We start from the raw sequence: 18936 nt of genomic DNA, 5'->3' as shown, positions 1-18936 counted from the left end.
AGGGGGCGGGCGGAGGGAGTGCGGATCGGTGGCGCACCGGCCGGCGTGCTCGCGTCCGCGCGGGACGGGCGTGGTACGAGGCGGCGCGGGGTCGGTCGTGCGGGGAGCGGCCCCGGGCGCCGGTGCGGACCTGCGGCGGACGCGGCTGCGGCCCGGGCGCGGGGCGTACGGAACGGAGGAGCCGACGGGAAGGGTGCAGCGGTACGGGAGCGGGGGATGCCGTGCCTGACGCCGGTATCGGGGCCGGTCAGGGCCGTGATCCGATTCCGGAGCGCGCTCACGCTATCGCGGTGCGTCACGGGTGTCGAGCACGCCTCGGCGCACCGAACCGGGCGGCGCCAGCCGCCCGTTCGACCGGTTTCTGGTGGTGAACGGGCGGCTGGCGTGGTGGCCGGCGTCGGCCGGCGTGCGTATCGGGCGGCGGGGTCCGGCCTGGGTCAGCGGGCGCGTTGCGCCAGCCGCATCAGGTGGTCGGCGAGTGCCTGCCCGCCCTGTGGGTCGCGGCTGATCAGCAGCAGCGTGTCGTCGCCGGCGATGGTGCCGATGATGTCGTGCACCTCGGCCGTGTCGATGGCCGAGGCGAAGAACTGGGCCGCGCCCGGCGGGGTGCGCAGCACGACGAGGTTGGCGGACGCCTCCGCGGAGATGAGCAGTTCGCCCGCGAGCCGGGCCATCCGGCCCTCGCTCGCCGACTCGCCGAGCGGGGCCCGTGGCGTACGGTCGCCGCCCTCGCTGGGCACCGCGTAGATCAGCTCACCACCGGTGTTGCGGATCTTCACGGCGCCCAGCTCGTCCAGGTCGCGCGAGAGCGTGGCCTGGGTGACGGTGAGCCCGTCATCGGCGAGCAGCTTGGCGAGCTGGCTCTGGGAGCGGACCGGGTGCCGGCTCAGGATGTCCACGATCCTGCGGTGGCGGGCGGTGCGGGTCTGCGGCACGGCAGGCCCGGCGGGCGGCTGTTCGGGGCCGTTCGCCTCGTTGTCCTGCGCCTCGGTCATCGTCTGTCAGTCTCCGGCTCGTCGTTCCCCGCCGGACGTGGTGGTCCGTCAGGGCGCGGGTACCCCGTCCAGGACGGCGGGCAGCGCCCGGAGGAGAGCGTCGACCTCGTCGGCCGTCACGATGAGCGGCGGCGCGAGCCGGATCACATCCGGTGCGACGGCGTTCACCAGGAACCCGGCGTCCTGAGCCGCCTGCTGCACCCGCTGCGCGAGCGGCTCGTGCAGCACGATACCCAGCAGCAGGCCCGCGCCACGGACCTGGGCGACGGCCGGGTGCTCCAGCGCCTCGATTCCCGCCCGCAGCCGCTGCCCCACCTGCTGCACGTGGGCGAGCAGCCCATCGGCCTCGATGGTCTCCAGTACGGCGAGGGCGGCGGCGCAACTGATCGGGTTGCCGCCGAAGGTGGAGCCGTGCTGGCCGGGGGTGAGCAGGTCGGCCGCGGCGCCGAAGGCGAGGGTGGCGCCGATGGGCAGGCCGCCGCCGAGCCCCTTGGCGAGGGTGATGACGTCGGGCTGGACGCCCTGGGCCGCGCAGGCGAGCCAGTGACCGGTGCGGCCGATGCCGGTCTGGATCTCGTCCACGACCAGCAGGGTGCCGGTAGCCCGGGTGATCTCACGGGCCGCGGCCAGGTACCCGGCCGGCGGCACGACCACGCCGTTCTCGCCCTGCACGGGCTCGACGATCACCAGCGCGGTGTCGGTGGTGACGGCGGCGCGCAGCGCGTCGGCGTCCCCGTACGGCACGTGGGTGACGTCGCCGGGCAGCGGCAGGAAGGGCTGCTGCTTGGCGGGCTGGCCGGTGAGGGCGAGGGCGCCCATGGTGCGGCCGTGGAAGCCGCCGGTGGTGGCGACCAGATGGCTGCGACCGGTGCGCCGGCCGATCTTGAAGGCGGCTTCGACGGCCTCGGCGCCCGAGTTGCTGAAGTAGGCCCGGCCCGGCTGTTCGAAGCCGAAGAGCCGGAGCAGCCGCTCGGCGAGGGCGACGGGCGGTTCGGCGACGAAGAGGTTGGAGACGTGGCCGAGGATGGCGACCTGGTCGGTGACGGCGCGGACGACGGCAGGGTGGGCGTGGCCGAGCGCGTTGACCGCGATGCCGCCGACGAAGTCCAGGTACTCCTTGCCGTCGGCGTCCCACAGCCGGGCTCCGCTGCCGCGGGTGAGGGCGACGGCGGGGGTGCCGTAGTTGTCCATGAGCGCGCCTTGCCAGCGCTTGGTCAGGACGGAGTTGCTCATGACTGCTCCTCGTCCGGCACGACCATGGTGCCGATTCCCTCGTCGGTGAAGATTTCCAGCAGGATGGAGTGCGGTACCCGGCCGTCGATGACGCGGGCGGTGGTGACGCCGCCGCGCACCGCGTGCAGGCAGCCCTCCATCTTGGGCACCATGCCGCTGGCCAGCTCCGGGAGGAGCCGTTCCAGTTCGGAGGCGGTGAGTTGGCTGATCACCTCGTCGCTGTTGGGCCAGTCCGCGTACAGGCCCTCGACGTCGGTGAGCACCATCAGCGTCTCGGCGCCGAGCGCGGCGGCGAGGGCGGCGGCTGCGGTGTCGGCGTTGACGTTGAAGACGCCGCCGGCGGGGCCGTCGGCCGGGTCGCCGCTGCGGGCGATGGAGGAGATGACCGGGATGCGGCCGTCGTCGAGCAGGGCCCTGATGGCGCCCACGTCTATCCGGGTGATGTCGCCGACCCGGCCGAGGTCCACCTGTTCGCCGTCGATCGTGGCGTACCGCTTGGTGGCGGTCATGGTGTGCGCGTCCTCGCCGGTCATGCCGACGGCGAGCGGCCCGTGCTGGTTGAGCAGCCCGACCAGGTCGCGCTGCACCTGTCCGGCGAGGACCATGCGGACGACGTCCATCGCCTCGGGCGTGGTGACCCGCAGCCCCGCCTTGAACTCCGACTCCAGGCCGAGCCGGTCGAGTTGGGCGCTGATCTGCGGGCCGCCGCCGTGCACGACGACCGGGCGCAGCCCGGCGTGCCGCAGGAAGACGACGTCCTGCGCGAAGGCGGCCTTCAGGTCCTGATCGACCATGGCGTTGCCGCCGAACTTGATGACGACGCACTTGCCGTGGTGCCGGGTCAGCCAGGGCAGCGCCTCGATCAGCGTGCGGGCCTTGGGCAGTGCGGTGTGCTTGCGGGTCGGCGTGCCGGTGGCGGCTGCGACGGCCGGCTGCGACGGCAGGTCGGGGTGCGGCTCAGCGGCGGGCTGGGCAGGCTGCGCGGGAGTGGGCTGTGCCGGCTGGGTGGGGGTCGTGTTGCTCATGAGGAGTACGCGCTGTTCTCGTGGACGTAGTCGGCGGTCAGGTCGTTGGTCCACAGGACCGCGGATTCGGTGCCGGTGGCCAGGTCTGCGGTGATGGTCACCTCGCGGTAGCGCATGTCGACCAGGTCGCGGTCGTCGCCGATGGAGCCGTCCTTGCAGACCCAGACGCCGTTGATGGCCACGTTCAACCGGTCGGGCTCGAAGGCCGCGGACGTGGTGCCGATGGCGGCGAGCACGCGGCCCCAGTTGGGGTCCTCGCCGTGGATGGCGCACTTGAGGAGGTTGTTGCGGGCGATGGAGCGGCCGACGGTGACGGCGTCCTCCTCGCTGGCGGCGCCGACGACCTCGATGCGGATGTCCTTGGATGCGCCTTCGGCGTCGCGGACCAGTTGCTGGGCGAGGTCGGCGCAGACGGTGCGGACGGCCTCGGCGAACGCGGCCGGGTCGGGGGTGGTGCCCGAGGCGCCGGAGGCGAGCAGCAGCACCGTGTCGTTGGTGGACATGGCGCCGTCGGAGTCGACCCGGTCGAAGGTGGTGCGGGTGGCGGCGCGCAGCGCCGTATCCAGCGCGTCGGCGTCCACGTCGGCGTCGGTGGTGAGGACGACGAGCATGGTGGCCAGGCCCGGGGCGAGCATGCCGGCTCCCTTGGCCATGCCGCCGACGGTCCAGGTGCCCTGGCCGGCGGCGGGGGCCGGGGTGCCCGCGGGTTCGACGTGCGCGGTGTCGGTGCTGCGGACGACGGCGGTCTTGTGCACCGTGTCGGTGGTCTTGATGGCGATGGCGGCCTGCTCGCCGCCGTCCGCGGTGAGCGCGGCTGCGGCCTGCTCGACGCCCGGGAGCAGCTTGTCCATGGGCAGCCGCACCCCGATCAGCCCGGTGGAGGCGACGGCGACCTCGCCGGCGCTGTGGCCGAGCACGGCGGCGACCTTCTCGGCGGTGGCGTGGGTGTCCTGGAACCCGAGCGGTCCGGTGCAGGCGTTGGCGCCGCCGGAGTTGAGGACGACTGCGGAAACGGTCCGCCCGGCGATGACCTGCTCGGACCAGAGCACGGGCGCCGCCTTGACGCGGTTGCTGGTGAAGACGCCGGCCGCGGCCAGGCGGGGCCCCTGGTTGACCACGAGGGCCAGATCGGGGTTGCCGTTCTCCTTGAGCCCGGCGGCGATGCCCGCCGCGGTGAATCCCTGTGCTGCCGTGACGCTCACTGTGCTACTCCGTTCACTGTGCTGCTCCGTTCGCTTCCATCGGGGCGACGGCGGCTGCCGCGCGGAGGGAGGGGGACGCCGGGCCGCGGTTGCGGCCGGCGGCGTGCGGGGTACGGGGCGGCGCGCCGGGAGGCGCCGTGCCCGCGGGGGCACGGCGCGGCCCGGGCCGCGGGGGGCTGGGGCTGCTGGTGGGGCTGCGGCTGCTGGTGGGACTGCGGCTGCTGTTGGTGCCTTCGGCCGTGCGGCGCGGGGTGCGTGAGGTGGCCGGGCCGGCAGGCCCCGCACCCGCCCCTGCGTACGGGGCCGGGTCCGACCCCGGCCCCGTACCCGAGGTCACGGCGCCACGCCGGCCGCGCTCAGTCCGGTGGTCTCGGGCAGGCCGAGGGCGAGGTTCATGCTCTGCACGGCGCCGCCCGCGGTGCCCTTGGTCAGGTTGTCGATGGCGGCGATGACGATCAGGCGCCCGGCCGCCGGGTCGTGGGCCAGTTGCAGCAGCGCGGTGTTGGCCCCGTACACGGCGGCGGTGGCGGGCCACTGCCCCGCGGGCAGCAGCCGGACGAAGGGCTCGCCGTCCAGCGCCTTCTCGTACGCGGCGCGGGCGGCGGCCTCGTCGACGCCGGGTCGGGTACGGGCACTACAGGTGGCGAGGATGCCGCGGGGCATGGGCGCCAGGGTGGGCGTGAACGAGACGGTGACCCGCTCCCCCGCGACGGCGCTCAGGTTCTGCACCATCTCCGGCGTGTGCCGGTGGCCGCCGCCGACGCCGTACGGGCTCATCGAGCCCATCACCTCGCTGCCGAGCAGGTGCGGCTTGGCGGCCTTGCCGGCGCCCGAGGTGCCGGAGGCCGCGACGACCACCGCGTCCGGCTCGATGAGGCCGGCGGCGTACGCGGGGAAGAGCGCGAGCGAGACGGCCGTCGGGTAGCAGCCCGGCACCGCGATCCGCTTGCTGCCGCGCAGTGCCTCGCGGGCGCCGGGCAACTCGGGCAGCCCGTACGGCCAGGTCCCGGCGTGCGGCGAACCGTAGAACGCCTCCCAGTCGGCGGCGTCCTTGAGCCGGAAGTCGGCCCCGCAGTCGATCACCAGCACCTCGGGCCCGAGCTCGCGGGCGACCGCGGCGGACTGTCCGTGCGGCAGGGCGAGGAAGACCACGTCGTGGCCGGCGAGCCGGTCGACCTCGGTCGGCTCCAGCACCCGATCGGCCAGCGGCCCCAGATGCGGCTGGAGCCCGCCGAGCGACTGCCCGGCGTTGGAGTTCCCGGTCAGCGCCCCGATCTCCACCTCGGGATGCCCGAGCAACAGCCGCAGCACCTCACCCCCGGCGTACCCACTGGCCCCGGCCACCGCCACCCGCACGGACATCGCAACCCCTCCTCGGTGATGGCATGACTATACGAAGGAGGGAAGCTTTATGCAATGAGGGGTGTGGGATGGGTACACAGCCGCATCGGGCCCCGCAGCCACCCGGCCGCCCGCGCGACCGTGCGGAGCGCGGCGCGGCCGTTCCGATCTCGTCAGATCTCGTAGGCCGGCGCCCCGACGGGGACGATCCGGCTCGGCTCCCGGCCGAAGCCCTCGATCAGCAGGTGGTCCTCGTACGCCTGCACCGTCGCGTACGAGGTGGTCTCGGTGTCGACCATGCCCTTGAAGGTGAGGAAGTGGGTGCCGCCGGTGAAGCCGTAGTTACCTGCGTGGTTGTGCCCGTTGAACCAGGCCACGACGTTGTCGTGCGAGGTGATCAGGTCGATGAGCTGCCGGTCGTTGTACGCGTTGTGCACGTTGACCGGGTAGATCGGGTGGTGGGCGTTGATCACGACCTTCTCGCCCTTGCGGTGCGCGTGCGCGAGGGTCCGCTCCAGCCAGGCGAGTTGCCGCGCGCCCACGCCGCCGTTCCACTCCTGCGCCTGCGGCCTGCCCGCGGCCCGCAGTTCGGCGAGCATCCGCTGGGCCAGCGCGTGCTTCTCGGACCCGGCGGGGTTGCCGTAGGTGCTGACGTCGTTCGTGTCGACGACGATGAAGCGCCAGCCGTCGCGGCGGAAGTCGTAGTACGAGGACGGCATGTGGAGGGCGTCGAGCACCTGCTCGCGCGGCATCTGGAAGTCGTGGTTGCCGAGCACGTGGCGCTTGGGCATTCGCAGCTTCTGCCAGATCGGCATGACCGCGGCGAAGCTCTCCGGGAACTCGTCCACGAAGTCACCCAGGTGTACGGCGAAGCGCAGGTCGGACTCGTTGAGCGTGCCGACGGCCTCGCGGAGCTTGGCGATCGACTTCCGGTAGAGGCGGACCGGCCCGTCCGGCTTGTCCGCGTACTGGCAGTCGGCGATGACGCCGAACCGCAGCAGCGGCCTGCCGTGCGCGGCAGCGGACTCGGCCGGCCCGGCGGCGACGGCGGCAGTGGCGGCGACACCGAGGCCGAGGCCGAGGAAGCCACGGCGGTTCGTCGTGCGCGCCATGTCCTGGGCGTACTGCGGGAGGTCGGGTGGGGTGAGCATCGTGCACTCCTGGCTGGACGTCGGCTTGCTGACCGTCGGCTCGCCGGCGGGGCGGTCGGGGCCCGGCACGCCGCGCCGGACCGCTTCGGGCGGGGCGGGCCGAGCCCGTCTGCCGGCCCGCGCCGGCGGCGCTCGGCTCAGTAGACCCCGCTGTCCGGTGCCACCGGGTGTACTTCGAGTTCCGGGGCGGCCAACCATTCGGTGAACGTTTCGCCCCGCGAGGACATCGGGCCGCGGCCGTTGGGTGCGGGGAATTGTCGCCGTCGGCGGGTGGAAATACGGGCCGTACGGCGGGGTATTGCCCGTCCGGACGTGCGGCGGCGCAGATGCGTTCCGGTACGGATTCAGGCCGGTCCGGATCCGTGTTCTGCATCGTGCCGTTGGTGGTACGAGTGACCGGTTGGCGGGGATTGCCGCAGGTCACCGGTGCATGTGAGGAAGGGAATTGGCCTCGGCGAGGCGTCGTGCGCGGGCGCGTGAGAGCGAGCAGGGCGAGGGCCGACGCGTACGGGAAATGGCGAAGGCGAGGAGTTTCGTACTCCTCGCCACTCTCAACGTATAGCGCACCGGGGGGCTTGCGGCAAGGCCCCGGGGGTGCCGCAGAATCGCGCCTCGATGACGGAATCCGGGAATCTGGACGCCGAGATTTCTGGACGTCGGGAATCGAAGGACGCCGGGAATCGGGGACGTCGGGAATCCGGGTTGGCGCGAAATGGGGAGAGTCGAGCGATGCGGGTGGGGAATTCGGTGGCCGGGTCGGGCGCGGGTGTGGGGAAGACCGGGGAAGCCGGGCGGGCCGGAGACGGCGGCGAGACCGGGAGTGCGAGGGAGATCGGCGGCGCCGGGCGGGCCGGGGACATTGACGTGATCGTGGTCGGGGCCGGGCCGACCGGGCTGATGTTGGCCTGTGAGTTGCGGTTGCACGGGGTGCGGGTGGTGGTGCTGGAGCGGTTGACCGAGCCGACCACGCAGTCCCGTGGGCGCGGGCTGCACGTGCGCAGCGTGGAGATCATGGACCAGCGCGGCCTGTTGGACCGGTTCCAGGCGGTCGGCGAGCGGTTCCAGGTCGGCGGCCCGTTCGCGGGGCTCAGCGCGCCGTGGCCCGCGGGGCTGGACACGGCGCACCCGTACGGCCTGGCCATGCCGCAGCCGGTCACCGAGCGCGTGCTGACCGAGCGGGCTGTGGAACTCGGCGCCGAACTGCGCCGCGGCTGCCCGCTGGTCGGCCTCGACCAGGACGAACACGGCGTACGGGTCGAACTCGCCGACGGCACGCGGCTGCGCTCGCGCTACCTGGTGGGCTGTGACGGCGGGCGCAGCACGGTGCGCAGGCTCATCGGGGTGGGCTTCCCCGGTGAACCCGCCACGTCCGAAACGCTGCTCGGTGACATGGCGGTGACTGCGGACCCTGCGACGGTGGCCGCCGTGACGGCCGAGGTGCGGAAGCGGCACGTGCGGTTCGGCACCGTCGCGGAGGGCGACGGCACGTACCGGATCATCGTGCCCGCAGCCGTCTCGCCCGCTGCCGCGGGGTCCGCCGCCGCGGGGTCCGACGAGCGCTCCGACGCGCCGGGCTTCGAGGAGTTCAAGCAGCGGCTGCGGGAGGTCGCCGGCACCGACTTCGGCGCGCACTCGCCGCGCTGGCTCTCCCGGTTCGGCAACGCGACCCGGCAGGCCGAGCGCTACCGGGTCGGCCGGGTGCTGCTGGCCGGCGACGCGGCGCACATCCATCCGCCGGCCGGCGGGCAGGGCCTCAACCTCGGGGTGCAGGACGCGTTCAACCTCGGCTGGAAGCTGGCGGCCGAGGTCGCCGGCTGGGCGCCGGCGACCCTGCTGGACAGCTACCACGCCGAACGGCACCCGGTGGGCGCCCGCGTCGTGGCCAACACCCGCGCCCAGACCGCGCTGATGGGCACGGACGCTGGCGCGAAGGCGCTCCAGGAGCTCTTCGCGGAGCTCGTGGAGTTCGAGGTGGTGAACCGGCACCTGACCGAGATGATCACCGCGGTCGGGGTCCGTTACGACTTCGGCGCTGGGCCCGACGCGTCCGGTCTCATCGGCCGCCGGATGCGGGACGTCCCGCTCCGGCGGGGGCGGCTGTACGAGCTGCTGCATGGCGGCCGTGGGCTGCTGCTCGACCGGACCGGCCGGCTCTCGGTGACCGGCTGGGCCGACCGCGTCGACCATGTCGTCGACACGGTGGATGCCGCTGGGGCCGCGGGGGCTGCCATGGGTGGCGCTGCTGAGGCTGGTTCCGCCGTTGACGCCTGTGGCGCTGGTTTCGCCGGTGGCAGCGCGGAGTTGGGCGCGCCCGCCGTGCTGCTGCGCCCCGACGGCCACGTCGCCTGGGTCGGCGACGACCAGCGGGAACTGCTTCCCCACCTGGCGCGGTGGTTCGGGGTCGCGACGGGGTGAGGTGGGGCGGGGTGACATGGGTTGGCGTGCTCACAGCGCGGTGTGCTCCCACCAGTGGTCGAGCAGGGCGGCGTCGCCGGTGCGGGTGAGCTGCGGTGCGGTGGGCGGTAGGCGGCGGGTGAGCAGCAGGAGGAGGTCGGCGACGGGCGCGGTGACCTTCACATCGGCTGCCGCGGCGCCGGTGGCGGTGGAGCTGCGCGGCCCCCGGCCGGTCCTGGTCACCAGCCACGCCCGGTCGGGGGCGCCGGTGGGGACGAACAGCAGCCGCTGGCCGTCGCCGCGCAGCGCGGCGAGTTCCGGCTTGAGCGCCACCGCGTCCGGCGCGCAGAGCAGGTCAAGGGCCTCGTCGAGCGCGCCGGTCGCCAGCTCGGGCGCGAGCTCGAAGGCGGTGCCGGCGGTCAGCGCCGCGTCGGCGTGGTGCACGCAGGCGTCGTGCACCATCCGGCGCAGCCAGAACGCCGCGGGCTGCGGGCCGAAGTAGCTCCACACCGGGCCGTCGGCCCGGCGTACGGCCGTGATCAGTTCGGTCGTGCCGCGGGCCACCCAGGCGGCCCAGTCCGCGGGCGGCCCGGGGTCGGCCCGGCGCGGGTCGGGCACCTCGGTCGGCGGTCCGGTCCTGACGATCCGCGCGGCCCAGCGGTGTGCCTGGCCGATGTGGCCGACCAGGTCCCGCACCCGCCACTGCGGGCAGGTGGGCACGGCCGCCGCCGGGTCCAGGCCGCGCACCGCCCGTACGACGGCAGCGCCCTGCTCGCGCAGCGCGGTGGCCAGCCGCGCGATTTCCCCGGCGGCCCCGCGCACGTCCTCCCCCGCGGCCTCCCCCGCGGCCTCCCCCTGGGTCGGGGAGTCGTCCGCCCGCCCCTCCGGCAGTCCCGTCGGCGTCCCGCCGGGCGCCGCGGCCGACCCCCGCGCCTCCCGCGCCCCGGCCGGTACCCCGTCCCGCGTTCCGCCGGCGGCTGGCGTTCCGCCGGGTGCTTCGCCCGGCTCCCCGCTGGGCGAATCAACCCGCTGTTGCTCAACGTCCGCTCGGTTCATGGTCGTTGTCCCTATCTTCCGTACGGTGGGCTCGTACGGTAAAAAGCGCACCCGGGTGGAGGTTCAAGGCATCGTGACTGAGGTCACACCGGTGGGGGCGGTGCTGGGGATCGGGGAGCTCGCGCGGCTGGCCGGGGTGCCGGTGCGCACCGTCCGCTTCTACTGCGAGCAGGGGTTGCTGGACAGCGTGCGCAGTACCGGCGGGCACCGGAGGTTCGCCCCGGCGGCCGTCGACCGGCTGCGGCTCATCCGGCAGTGGCGCGGGCTCGGCCTCGGGCTGCCCGCGATCGGCGAACTGCTGGCCGGCCGGCTGCTGCTCGCCGACGCCCTCGCCGCCGCGCGCGGGGCGCTGGACGCGGAGTGGGCGGCGCTCGGTTGGCGGCGGGCGGCGCTGCGGGCGGTCGAGGAGGCCGCGGGCGCCGAACGGGCCGCCCGGCTCGAACTGTTGGGCTCGCTGCCCGACGGGCACGCGGCGCACGGGGCGGTACTGGCGTTCTGGCGGCGCCTGCTGGGCCCGGCGCTGCCGGCCGACACGTTCGCCATGTTCGTGGCCGTGAGCGTCCCCGCCCCGCCGGCGGACCCGACGCCGCACCAGGTGGTGGCCTACGCGCGGCTGGCCGCACTGACCGCCGACCGCGAGCTGGAACGGCGGCTGCGCGACCGCGCCCGGGCCAGCCGCGAGCTGGTCAGGGACCCGGTCGCGCTGCTGGCCGGCATGGACGAGGCGTACCGGCTCGCCGATCCGCTGCTGCGCGCCGGGCGGCGGCCGGCCCCCGGCCCGGCGCTCGACCGGTTCGTCGCGGCGCACGCCGAGGTGCGCGGCGGACGGGACACGGCGGCCTTCCGGCGCGAGCTGCTGACCGCGTTCCGGCGCGGCACCTGGACGCACGTCGCCGTCCCCGGCGACCCCCGCATCCGCCGCTACTGGCACCTGCTGGGCGAGGCCACCGGCGAACCCGTCACCGTCGGCACCGTGCACGACTGGCTGGTCGACGCGCTGGGGCGGTCGGTGGAGTAGGGAGCCGGGGCGGGGCCCGGGCCCCGCGGCTGGTCGGTCCTCGCGGTGGAGGACGCACGGCCGGGGCGCGCGCCCGGGGGTACGGTGCGCGCAGGTTCGCGGCGATCGGGCTGGGCGAGCGGGTTCGCGGCGATCGGCCGGGGGGCGCGCGGCCCGCGGCCCCCGGGCCGCACTCCGACCACGGACCGGGGCGGAGCCACCCCAGCCACGGGCCGAGGATCGGACCGCCCAGCCAGGGGCCGGCCGGAAGGGCGCGCCCCCGCCCCGCACCGGGCGCAGACCGACCGCCCACGGCCCGCAGGGCAGACCACCGCGCCCACACCCGATGAGCGGACCCACCCCAGCGCACCCCCTTGTCCGAGCGGCCCCGCCGCGGCCCCGTGGCCGGGGAACGTCGGCCAGGCCGCCCCACGGACGGGGTCCTGTCGAGGGAGGGTCGATCACGAGATATCTTGATGTCGAGCAATGTTGCAGACGTGGAGCGGAGCACCCGGTGACTGACTCGACCATCATCTACACGCACACCGACGAGGCCCCGGCCTTGGCGACGTACTCGTTCCTGCCGGTGATCGAGGCCTACGCCTCGACGGCCGGAGTGACCGTCGAGAGCCGTGACATCTCTCTGGCGGGCCGGATCATCGCGAGCTTCCCCGAGTACCTGGAGGAGGGCCAGCGCATCGCCGACGCGCTGGCCGAGCTGGGCGAGCTGGCCAAGACGCCGGGTGCGAACATCATCAAGCTGCCGAACATCTCGGCCTCGATCCCCCAGCTCAAGGCCGCCATCGCGGAGCTCAAGGAGCAGGGTTACGCGCTGCCGGAGTACCCGGACGACCCGCAGACCGACGAGGAGCGGGAGATCCGCGCCCGGTACGACAAGGTCAAGGGCAGCGCCGTGAACCCGGTGCTGCGCGAGGGCAACTCCGACCGCCGCGCCCCCGCATCGGTCAAGAACTACGCCAAGGCGCACCCGCACCGCATGGGCGCCTGGACCGCCGACTCCAAGACGAACGTCGCGCACATGACCGGCGACGACTTCCGCTCCACCGAGAAGTCGGTGATCATCGACGCGGACGGCGCCCTGCGCATCGAGCTGACCGGCGACGACGGCAGCACCACCGTGCTGCGCGAGTCGGTGCCGGTGCTGGCCGGCGAGGTCGTGGACGCGGCCGTGCTGCACGTCGCGCCGCTGCGCGAGTTCCTCACCGCGCAGATCGCCCGCGCCAAGGCCGAGGGCGTGCTCTTCTCCGTACACCTCAAGGCCACGATGATGAAGGTCTCCGACCCGATCATCTTCGGTCACGTCGTGCGCGCCTTCTTCCCGAAGACGTTCGCCGAGTACGGCCAGACGCTCGCCGCCGCCGGCCTCACCCCCAACGACGGGCTCGGCGGCATCCTCAAGGGCCTGGAGTCGCTGCCCGACGGCGCCGCGATCAAGGCGTCCTTCGACGCGGAGCTCGCCGAGGGCCCGGAGCTCGCCATGGTCGACTCCGACCGCGGCATCACCAACCTGCACGTCCCCAGCGACGTCATCGTGGACGCCTCCATGCCCGCGATGATCCGCACCTCCGGCCACATGTGGGGCCCGGACGGCCACGAGGCCGACACCCTCGCCGTCATCCCGGACAGCAGCTACGCCGGCGTGTACCAGGTCGTCATCGACGACTGCCGCGCCAACGGCGCCTTCGACCCGGCCACCATGGGCTCGGTGCCCAACGTCGGCCTGATGGCGCAGAAGGCCGAGGAGTACGGCAGCCACGACAAGACCTTCGAGATCCCGACCACCGGCACGGTGCGGGCGCTCGACGGCAACGGCAACGTGGTGCTGGAGCAGGCCGTCGGCGCCGGCGACATCTTCCGCATGTGCCAGACCAAGGACGCCCCGATCCGCGACTGGGTCAAGCTGGCCGTCAGCCGCGCCCGCGCCACCGGCAACCCGGCGGTGTTCTGGCTGGACGAGGGCCGCGCGCACGACGCCAACCTCATCCGCAAGGTCACCACGTACCTGGCCGACCACGACACCGACGGCCTCCAGATCGAGATCAAGTCGCCGGAGGAGGCGACCGCGTTCTCGCTGGAGCGCATCCGCCGCGGCGAGGACACCATCTCGGTCACCGGCAACGTGCTGCGCGACTACCTGACCGACCTGTTCCCCATCCTGGAGCTGGGCACCAGCGCCAAGATGCTCTCCGTCGTCCCGCTGATGAACGGCGGCGGCCTGTTCGAGACCGGCGCCGGCGGCTCCGCGCCCAAGCACGTCCAGCAGCTCGTCAAGGAGAACTACCTGCGCTGGGACAGCCTGGGTGAGTTCCTGGCGCTCGCGGTCAGCTTCGAGCAGCTCGCGCAGACCACCGGCAACGCCCGCGCCCAGGTGCTCGCCGACACCCTGGACCGCGCCACGGCCTCCTTCCTCAACGAGGACAAGTCGCCCAGCCGCCGCCTCGGTGGCATCGACAACCGCGGCAGCCACTTCTACCTGGCGCTCTACTGGGCCCAGGAGCTGGCGCAGCAGACCGAGGACGCCGAGCTCGCCAAGGCGTTCGCCCCGCTCGCCGCGACCCTGGCCGAGCAGGAGCAGACCATCGTGGCCGAGCTGATCGCGGTGCAGGGCTCGCCGGCCGACATCGGCGGCTACTACCAGCCCGACCCGGCCAAGGCCGCGGCCGTGATGCGCCCGTCGCAGACGTTCAACCAGGCGCTGGCGTCGCTCGCCTGAGCGTGAACGCGTAGCCCGCGGTGTTATGGGGCGACGGCCGGTCCGGCCGTCGCCCCATAACACCAGTACGGACCGGCGGGGCGAAGCCGGTCCGCACCCCACGGCCGCCCCGCGCGGCCACTTCCCCCACTCACATCGCCCCACCCCGCCCCGGCCGGCCCCGCGCCAGCCGGGGCGGCGGCGTTTCCGGGGTGCTGCCGACCCCATCAGGTCCGGATCTGCCACTCCAGGCAGCGGTGGCCTGTTTCGCCCTCGTAGGGTGCGGGCCGGGCGTCCCGGCCATCCGGCATCCAGCCCCGGCGTGCGGCGCGGCTCGTACGGCGACCCCCGTGCACCCGGGATGCGCAGGGCACGGCGCGTACGACAGGGCACGCACGACCGAGACATGCGGCCCCGTGCCACGACCAGACGCGCACCCCACTTAGCTATTTCCCATAAATTTCTCTCCCTGGAAATCACTCCTCGCCGCATCTGCCGCAGCCGACTCATCCCACCAAGATGGGCGTCAAGGCAATCTCTCGGGCGCTGACGGCCACTCGACGGCCGCTCGGGGGTTTATAGGTTTCCTCTAGAGGAGTGTGCTGACGCATGGTTGCTGACAACCCTGATGTGCTCATCACCGGTCTCGGTGCCACGACACCGGTCGGCGGTGACGTGGCCGCGACGTGGGCCGCGCTGGTGGCCGGCGAATCCGGGATCGGGCCGATCGACGAGGAGTGGACGCAGACGCTGCCGGTGCGGATCGCGGGCCGGTTGAAGGTCGAACCGACCACGGTGCTGGACCGGGTGCAGGCTCGCCGGATGGACCGCTGTGAGCAGATCGCCCTGGTCGCAGCCCGCGAGGCGTGGGCGGACGCGGGCGCCCCCGAGGTGGCGCCCGAGCGGCTTGCCGTGGTGGTGGGCACCGGCACCGGTGGCGCCCTGACCCTGCTCGGCCAGGACGATGTGCTCGAAGCCGCCGGCGTACGCCGTGTCTCCCCACACACCGTGCCGATGCTGATGGCCAACGGGCCCGCGGCCTGGGTGAGCATCGAGCTCGGGGCGCGCGCCGGCGCCCACACCCCGGTCAGTGCCTGCGCCTCCGGGGCCGAGGCCATCGCGCTGGGCCTGGACCTGATCCGCGCCGGGCGGGCGGACGTGGTGGTGGCTGGGGGGACGGAGGCGTGCATCTGTCCGCTGCCGCTGGCCGGCTTCGCGCAGGCGAAGGCGCATTCGACGTGCAATGACGCGCCCACGCGCGCGTCCCGCCCCTTCGACGTCGACCGCGACGGCTTCGTCATCGGCGAGGGCTGCGCCCTGCTGGTCCTGGAGCGCGCCGCGTTCGCCGCGGCCCGAGGCGCCCGGGCCCATGCGTCGCTGGTCGGCGCCGGCATCACATCCGACGCGCACCACATCACGGCCGGTCACCCGGAGGGGCAGGCGCGGGCCATGCGGTTGGCGCTGGCCGCGGCCGGGCTGGCGCCGCGGGACATCACCCATGTGCAGGCACACGCGACCGGCACCCAGGTGGGCGACCTGGTGGAGGCCCGCTCGATCACCGAGGCCTTGGGCGACCACCCGGTGGTCACCGCGACCAAGTCGATGACGGGCCACCTCTTCGGGGCCGCGGGCGCGCTCGGCGCACTGGCCGCCGTCCTCGCGGTGCGCGACGGGGTCGTTCCCGCCACTCAGAACCTCGACGTGCAAGACCCCGGCATCGCGCTCGACGTGGTGCGGGGCGCACCACGTCGAGGCCCTGTCCCTGCGGCGCTCGCCAACGCGTTCGGCTTCGGCGGCCACAACATCTCGCTGATCGTGACGCCCGCGCCGTGAGCTCCGCAGGATGGCGTGATCAGCGGGCGAGTTCGGACGGAGTCACGACTCGCACCGGAGCCAGGCCCGTTCGAACGCAGGAAGATCTGTCCGTGCCGTCCGCTGAACGTAGCCGGTCGCACTGACAGCGATTCCCGGCCGGGCCGGACGGCCCTGAACGGCAGGCGCTCAGCAGCGCCGGCGGGGGCGACGGCGGAGCACGACGGGGCACCGGCGCCCGGCCCGTGCCCCGCCGGGCGCCGGTCATCACGCTCACCCCACTCCCCCGGCGGACCCTTCTCCCGGCCCGAGCAGCGCCCTGGGGTAGTGCGGCGCGATGGTGGCGTCGGCGGGGAGGAAGGACAGGTGGGCCGTGGCGCCGCCGTCGGGGGAGCGGCCGATGACCCAGTGCGCGAGGTCGAGGCGGCGGGGCAGCAGGCCGAGCTTGTCGGCGAGGGCGTGCAACTCCGCCACGTAGCCGTCGCGCATCATGGCGCGGATCCGCTCCGGCTCGGCCACGTCGAACAGGCTCACCACCACGTCGACCGGCCCGAACCTGCGGGCGGCCCGCCCCACGTCATCGGGCTCGGCCGGGTACGCGTACGAGCTGAGGGCGAACTCCAGGGCCGGCTCGTCGGCCAGCACCCGCCAGCCGGGCCGGCCGGTGAGCCGACCGTCGGGCAACGCGCGCTCCACCGCGGCGATCTCGTCGAGCATGGGCGCCCGCGCCCAGTCGTGCCGGAAGACGCTGTAGGCGGAACGGTCGTACGGGCGCGCCCTGGCCTCGACCACCCGGCCGCCGCGGAAGCTCACGTTGATCTCCACGCCGGGCCGCGGTACGTCCCGGTAGAGCCACCAACACCGGTCACGCAGTCGGCTGTCCGCCGCCGCGCCGTGCTGGCCGGTCCCAGACGCCGGGCCCACCAGGGCCAGCATGTCGAGGAAGTCCAGTGGCGGCCCGAGCACCGCCACCACCTGTTGCGGCGTCATCCCCGACTCGATACCCACCACGGCGCCTCCCCTGTCTGCGGAGCGGACACGGCTGCGCCGCGGTTGCCTCACCGGCGGCGTGCCCGCTGGACGGCGCTCCGCGGATGAGCGCTCCTCCGATGCTAGCGGCGCCCGTCAGGACCCCTCCAGGGCCCTCGCCCCGCGGCTGCGGCCCGGGCCCGGGCCGCGCCCCCGTCCCGCTCGGCGCCCGTGCCCCGTACGGCTCCGTACCCATCCTCCGCCGTACGGGGGGGGCACGGCGCCCGCATCGCCAGCGACCCCGCAGCCCCGCGGCCCGCGGCCCGCGGCCCGCGACACCCACGCCCCGCGCGGCCCGGATCAACTCGTACGGCCGCCGCAGCGGTGAGAATCGCCCCGTGCGCCGCCCCGGCACACGCCCCCGCACACCCGAGGAGCTCCCGTGTCCGTGCCCTCCGACCGCCCCGACCTCGGCCCGGCCGCAGACCGGATGGCGGCGCTGCTCAGCTCCGTTTCGGACGATGAGCTCGGCGCCCCAACGCCATGTGCCCGCTACGCGCTCGGCGACCTCATCGACCACGTCGACGGCTTGGCCCACGCCTTCGCGCTGGCCGCGGCCAAGGACTTCGACGCCCTGGGTTCCGCCGGTCCTTCGGGCGATGCCGGCCGGCTCGGGCCCGACTGGCGGGAGCGGCTGCCCCGGCGGCTGGCCGCGCTCGCCGAGGCCTGGCGCAGTCCAAACGCCTGGCAGGGCATGACGCGCGCCGGGGGCGTCGACCTGCCGGGCGAGGTCGCCGGGCTGGTCGCGCTCAACGAGCTGACCGTGCACGGCTGGGACGTCGCCCGCGCCACCGGTCAGCCGTTCACGGCCGAACCCGCGCTGGTGGCCGCCTGTCTGACGTTCGTGGCCCAGGCCCCGGCGGCGGACGACGCCGACCCGGGCGACGGGCTGTTCGGCCCGCCGGTGACGGTACCGGCCGACGCCCCGCCGCTCGACCAACTCCTGGGCCGCACCGGCCGCCGACCCGACTGGACCCCGGCCTGAGCCGACCCCGGCCCGCTCTCGAACCGGCGCGGCTCGGTCCCGGCGCGGCCTTGCCGTCCCGCCCCCTTCTCCGTCGTCCCGCCCCCTTCTTCCTCGGGGTCCCCCGGCCGCTCCCGACCGCTCCCGGTCCCGTTCACCCGTCGCGAAGTGCGTACCGCGGCCGGCGACGACCGGCGAGACTCCCCCCATGCCCCATCTCACCTCTTACGACGGCGTCAGCCTGGCCTACTCCCTGGTCGGTGCCGGGCCGCCGCTGGTCTGTCTCGCCGGCGGTCCCGGGGCCGACGGGCGGGGGTTCGGCGACCTCGGCGGGCTGGCGCTGGACCGCGGGTTGATCCGGCTGGACGGGCGGGCCGCCGGCCGCTCCGCGGTCCCGGACGGCCGCGCCGGCTGTGGCTTCGCCGCCCAGGCCCGCGACGTGCTGGCGCTGGTGGACGCGCTGGGCCTGGCCGCGGTCGACGTACTGGCCCATTCGGCGGGGACGCTGACGGCGCTGGAGTTCGCGCTGCGGCATCCGACGCGGGTGCGCCGGCTGGTCCTGGTGACCCCCGCCGGGCGGCTGGCCAGGGAGCCCGACGAGGGCGAACTCGCCGCGCTGCGGGCCCGGTTGGACCGCCGGCCGGACGCCGCTGCCGCCGCGGCGGCCGGCGCCGCGCGATGGGGGTACGGCTCCTGGTCGGACGCCGCGCGAGCCCACCACACGGCCGGCACCCGGCATCCGGTGCCGCCGGACTGGCTGCGGCCGGCCTTCTACGCGGCCGTGGCGGGCGAGTCGGAGCGGGTGGCGCGACTGCGTACGCTCCGCACCCCGCTGCTGGCGGTCGCCGGTTCGCACGACGGGATCGCCGGCACCGCGCCGGCCAGGCTGCTCGCCGACTGCTGCCCCGCGGCCCACGTCACAGTGCTGCCCGGCTGCGGCCACTGGCCGTGGGTGGACGATCCGGCGGCCTTCCGCGCGGTGGTAGCCGACTTCCTGACCGCGCCCGCCGGACGCTGAACGCTC

The 18936-nt window shown here is 74.4% G+C and carries 14 protein-coding genes; 6 read left to right on the top strand and 8 right to left on the bottom strand.

The genetic code is table 11. The features are described 5' to 3' along the window. Positions 1-437 precede the first annotated feature (437 nt). From ACMA1D_RS24975 to ACMA1D_RS24950, 6 genes are all read right to left on the bottom strand, one after another. The gene (locus tag ACMA1D_RS24975) at positions 438-995 is read right to left on the bottom strand and encodes an arginine repressor (protein WP_414726247.1); all 558 of its coding nucleotides are present in this window, start codon (positions 993-995) and stop codon (positions 438-440) included. Between the two features lie 48 nt (positions 996-1043). Continuing rightward, positions 1044-2228 carry an acetylornithine transaminase gene (locus ACMA1D_RS24970; RefSeq protein ID WP_414726246.1) on the bottom strand — a complete coding sequence of 395 codons (1185 nt, stop codon included), beginning with the start codon at positions 2226-2228 and terminating at the stop codon, positions 1044-1046. Next, a complete protein-coding gene (gene argB / locus ACMA1D_RS24965; protein ID WP_414726245.1) occupies positions 2225-3253 on the bottom strand; it encodes an acetylglutamate kinase in 1029 nt (342 codons plus the stop codon). The genes ACMA1D_RS24970 and argB overlap by 4 nt, the downstream gene beginning before the upstream one ends. Next, positions 3250-4455 (bottom strand): bifunctional glutamate N-acetyltransferase/amino-acid acetyltransferase ArgJ, encoded by a 1206-nt coding sequence (argJ, locus tag ACMA1D_RS24960; protein WP_414726244.1) that lies wholly within the window; start codon positions 4453-4455, stop codon positions 3250-3252. Before argJ ends, argB begins: the two co-directional genes overlap by 4 nt. Positions 4456-4788: 333 nt before the next feature. After that, positions 4789-5817: an N-acetyl-gamma-glutamyl-phosphate reductase gene (argC, locus tag ACMA1D_RS24955; RefSeq protein WP_414726243.1), complete on the bottom strand. Its 1029-nt coding sequence runs from the start codon at positions 5815-5817 to the stop codon at positions 4789-4791. A gap of 152 nt (positions 5818-5969) precedes the next feature. Beyond that, positions 5970-7016, bottom strand: a complete 1047-nt coding sequence (locus ACMA1D_RS24950; RefSeq protein ID WP_414726242.1) for a metallophosphoesterase — start codon at positions 7014-7016, stop codon at positions 5970-5972. An 828-nt stretch (positions 7017-7844) separates the two neighbouring features. Here ACMA1D_RS24950 and ACMA1D_RS24945 point away from each other — a divergent pair. After that, on the top strand, positions 7845-9362 hold the full coding sequence (locus tag ACMA1D_RS24945) for an FAD-dependent monooxygenase (protein WP_414726275.1): 1518 nt from the start codon (positions 7845-7847) through the stop codon (positions 9360-9362). Between the two features lie 30 nt (positions 9363-9392). Here ACMA1D_RS24945 and ACMA1D_RS24940 read toward each other — a convergent pair whose 3' ends face one another. Continuing rightward, positions 9393-10397: a maleylpyruvate isomerase family mycothiol-dependent enzyme gene (locus ACMA1D_RS24940; protein WP_414726241.1), complete on the bottom strand. Its 1005-nt coding sequence runs from the start codon at positions 10395-10397 to the stop codon at positions 9393-9395. A gap of 73 nt (positions 10398-10470) precedes the next feature. Here ACMA1D_RS24940 and ACMA1D_RS24935 point away from each other — a divergent pair, with 73 nt between their 5' ends. From ACMA1D_RS24935 to ACMA1D_RS24925, 3 genes are all read left to right on the top strand, one after another. Then, entirely contained in the window at positions 10471-11415 is a 945-nt protein-coding gene (locus ACMA1D_RS24935; protein ID WP_414726240.1) for a MerR family transcriptional regulator, read from the top strand. Between the two features lie 493 nt (positions 11416-11908). Then, a complete protein-coding gene (locus ACMA1D_RS24930; RefSeq protein ID WP_414726239.1) occupies positions 11909-14128 on the top strand; it encodes an NADP-dependent isocitrate dehydrogenase in 2220 nt (739 codons plus the stop codon). Positions 14129-14716: 588 nt separating this feature from the next. Further along, positions 14717-15940 (top strand): beta-ketoacyl-[acyl-carrier-protein] synthase family protein, encoded by a 1224-nt coding sequence (locus ACMA1D_RS24925; protein ID WP_414726238.1) that lies wholly within the window; start codon positions 14717-14719, stop codon positions 15938-15940. A 252-nt stretch (positions 15941-16192) separates the two neighbouring features. Here ACMA1D_RS24925 and ACMA1D_RS24920 read toward each other — a convergent pair whose 3' ends face one another. Beyond that, complete coding sequence (locus ACMA1D_RS24920) at positions 16193-16909, bottom strand: hypothetical protein (RefSeq protein ID WP_414726237.1); 717 nt, start codon at positions 16907-16909, stop codon at positions 16193-16195. A 421-nt stretch (positions 16910-17330) separates the two neighbouring features. Here ACMA1D_RS24920 and ACMA1D_RS24915 point away from each other — a divergent pair, with 421 nt between their 5' ends. Beyond that, complete coding sequence (locus ACMA1D_RS24915) at positions 17331-17933, top strand: TIGR03086 family metal-binding protein (protein ID WP_414726236.1); 603 nt, start codon at positions 17331-17333, stop codon at positions 17931-17933. 187 nt (positions 17934-18120) lie between these two features. Next, on the top strand, positions 18121-18930 hold the full coding sequence (locus tag ACMA1D_RS24910; protein ID WP_414726235.1) for an alpha/beta fold hydrolase: 810 nt from the start codon (positions 18121-18123) through the stop codon (positions 18928-18930). Positions 18931-18936 lie beyond the last annotated feature (6 nt).

The sequence above is a fragment of the Streptomyces sp. 796.1 genome, from assembly GCF_047525675.1.
GTDB lineage: Bacteria > Actinomycetota > Actinomycetes > Streptomycetales > Streptomycetaceae > Streptomyces.
This window is presented reverse-complemented; position numbering and strand designations above follow the sequence as displayed.

Bases quoted from the DNA above. Each gene is read 5' to 3' on its own strand.
- ACMA1D_RS24925 (WP_414726238.1), top strand. From the start codon at position 14,717: ATGGTTGCTGACAACCCTGATGTGCTCATCACCGGTCTCGGTGCCACG.
- argC (WP_414726243.1), bottom strand. From the start codon at position 5,817: ATGTCCGTGCGGGTGGCGGTGGCCGGGGCCAGTGGGTACGCCGGGGGT.
- argB (WP_414726245.1), bottom strand. From the start codon at position 3,253: ATGAGCAACACGACCCCCACCCAGCCGGCACAGCCCACTCCCGCGCAG.
- ACMA1D_RS24975 (WP_414726247.1), bottom strand. From the start codon at position 995: ATGACCGAGGCGCAGGACAACGAGGCGAACGGCCCCGAACAGCCGCCC.
- ACMA1D_RS24910 (WP_414726235.1), top strand. From the start codon at position 18,121: ATGCCCCATCTCACCTCTTACGACGGCGTCAGCCTGGCCTACTCCCTG.
- ACMA1D_RS24970 (WP_414726246.1), bottom strand. From the start codon at position 2,228: ATGAGCAACTCCGTCCTGACCAAGCGCTGGCAAGGCGCGCTCATGGAC.
- ACMA1D_RS24940 (WP_414726241.1), bottom strand. From the start codon at position 10,397: ATGAACCGAGCGGACGTTGAGCAACAGCGGGTTGATTCGCCCAGCGGG.
- ACMA1D_RS24945 (WP_414726275.1), top strand. From the start codon at position 7,845: ATGTTGGCCTGTGAGTTGCGGTTGCACGGGGTGCGGGTGGTGGTGCTG.
- ACMA1D_RS24920 (WP_414726237.1), bottom strand. From the start codon at position 16,909: ATGACGCCGCAACAGGTGGTGGCGGTGCTCGGGCCGCCACTGGACTTC.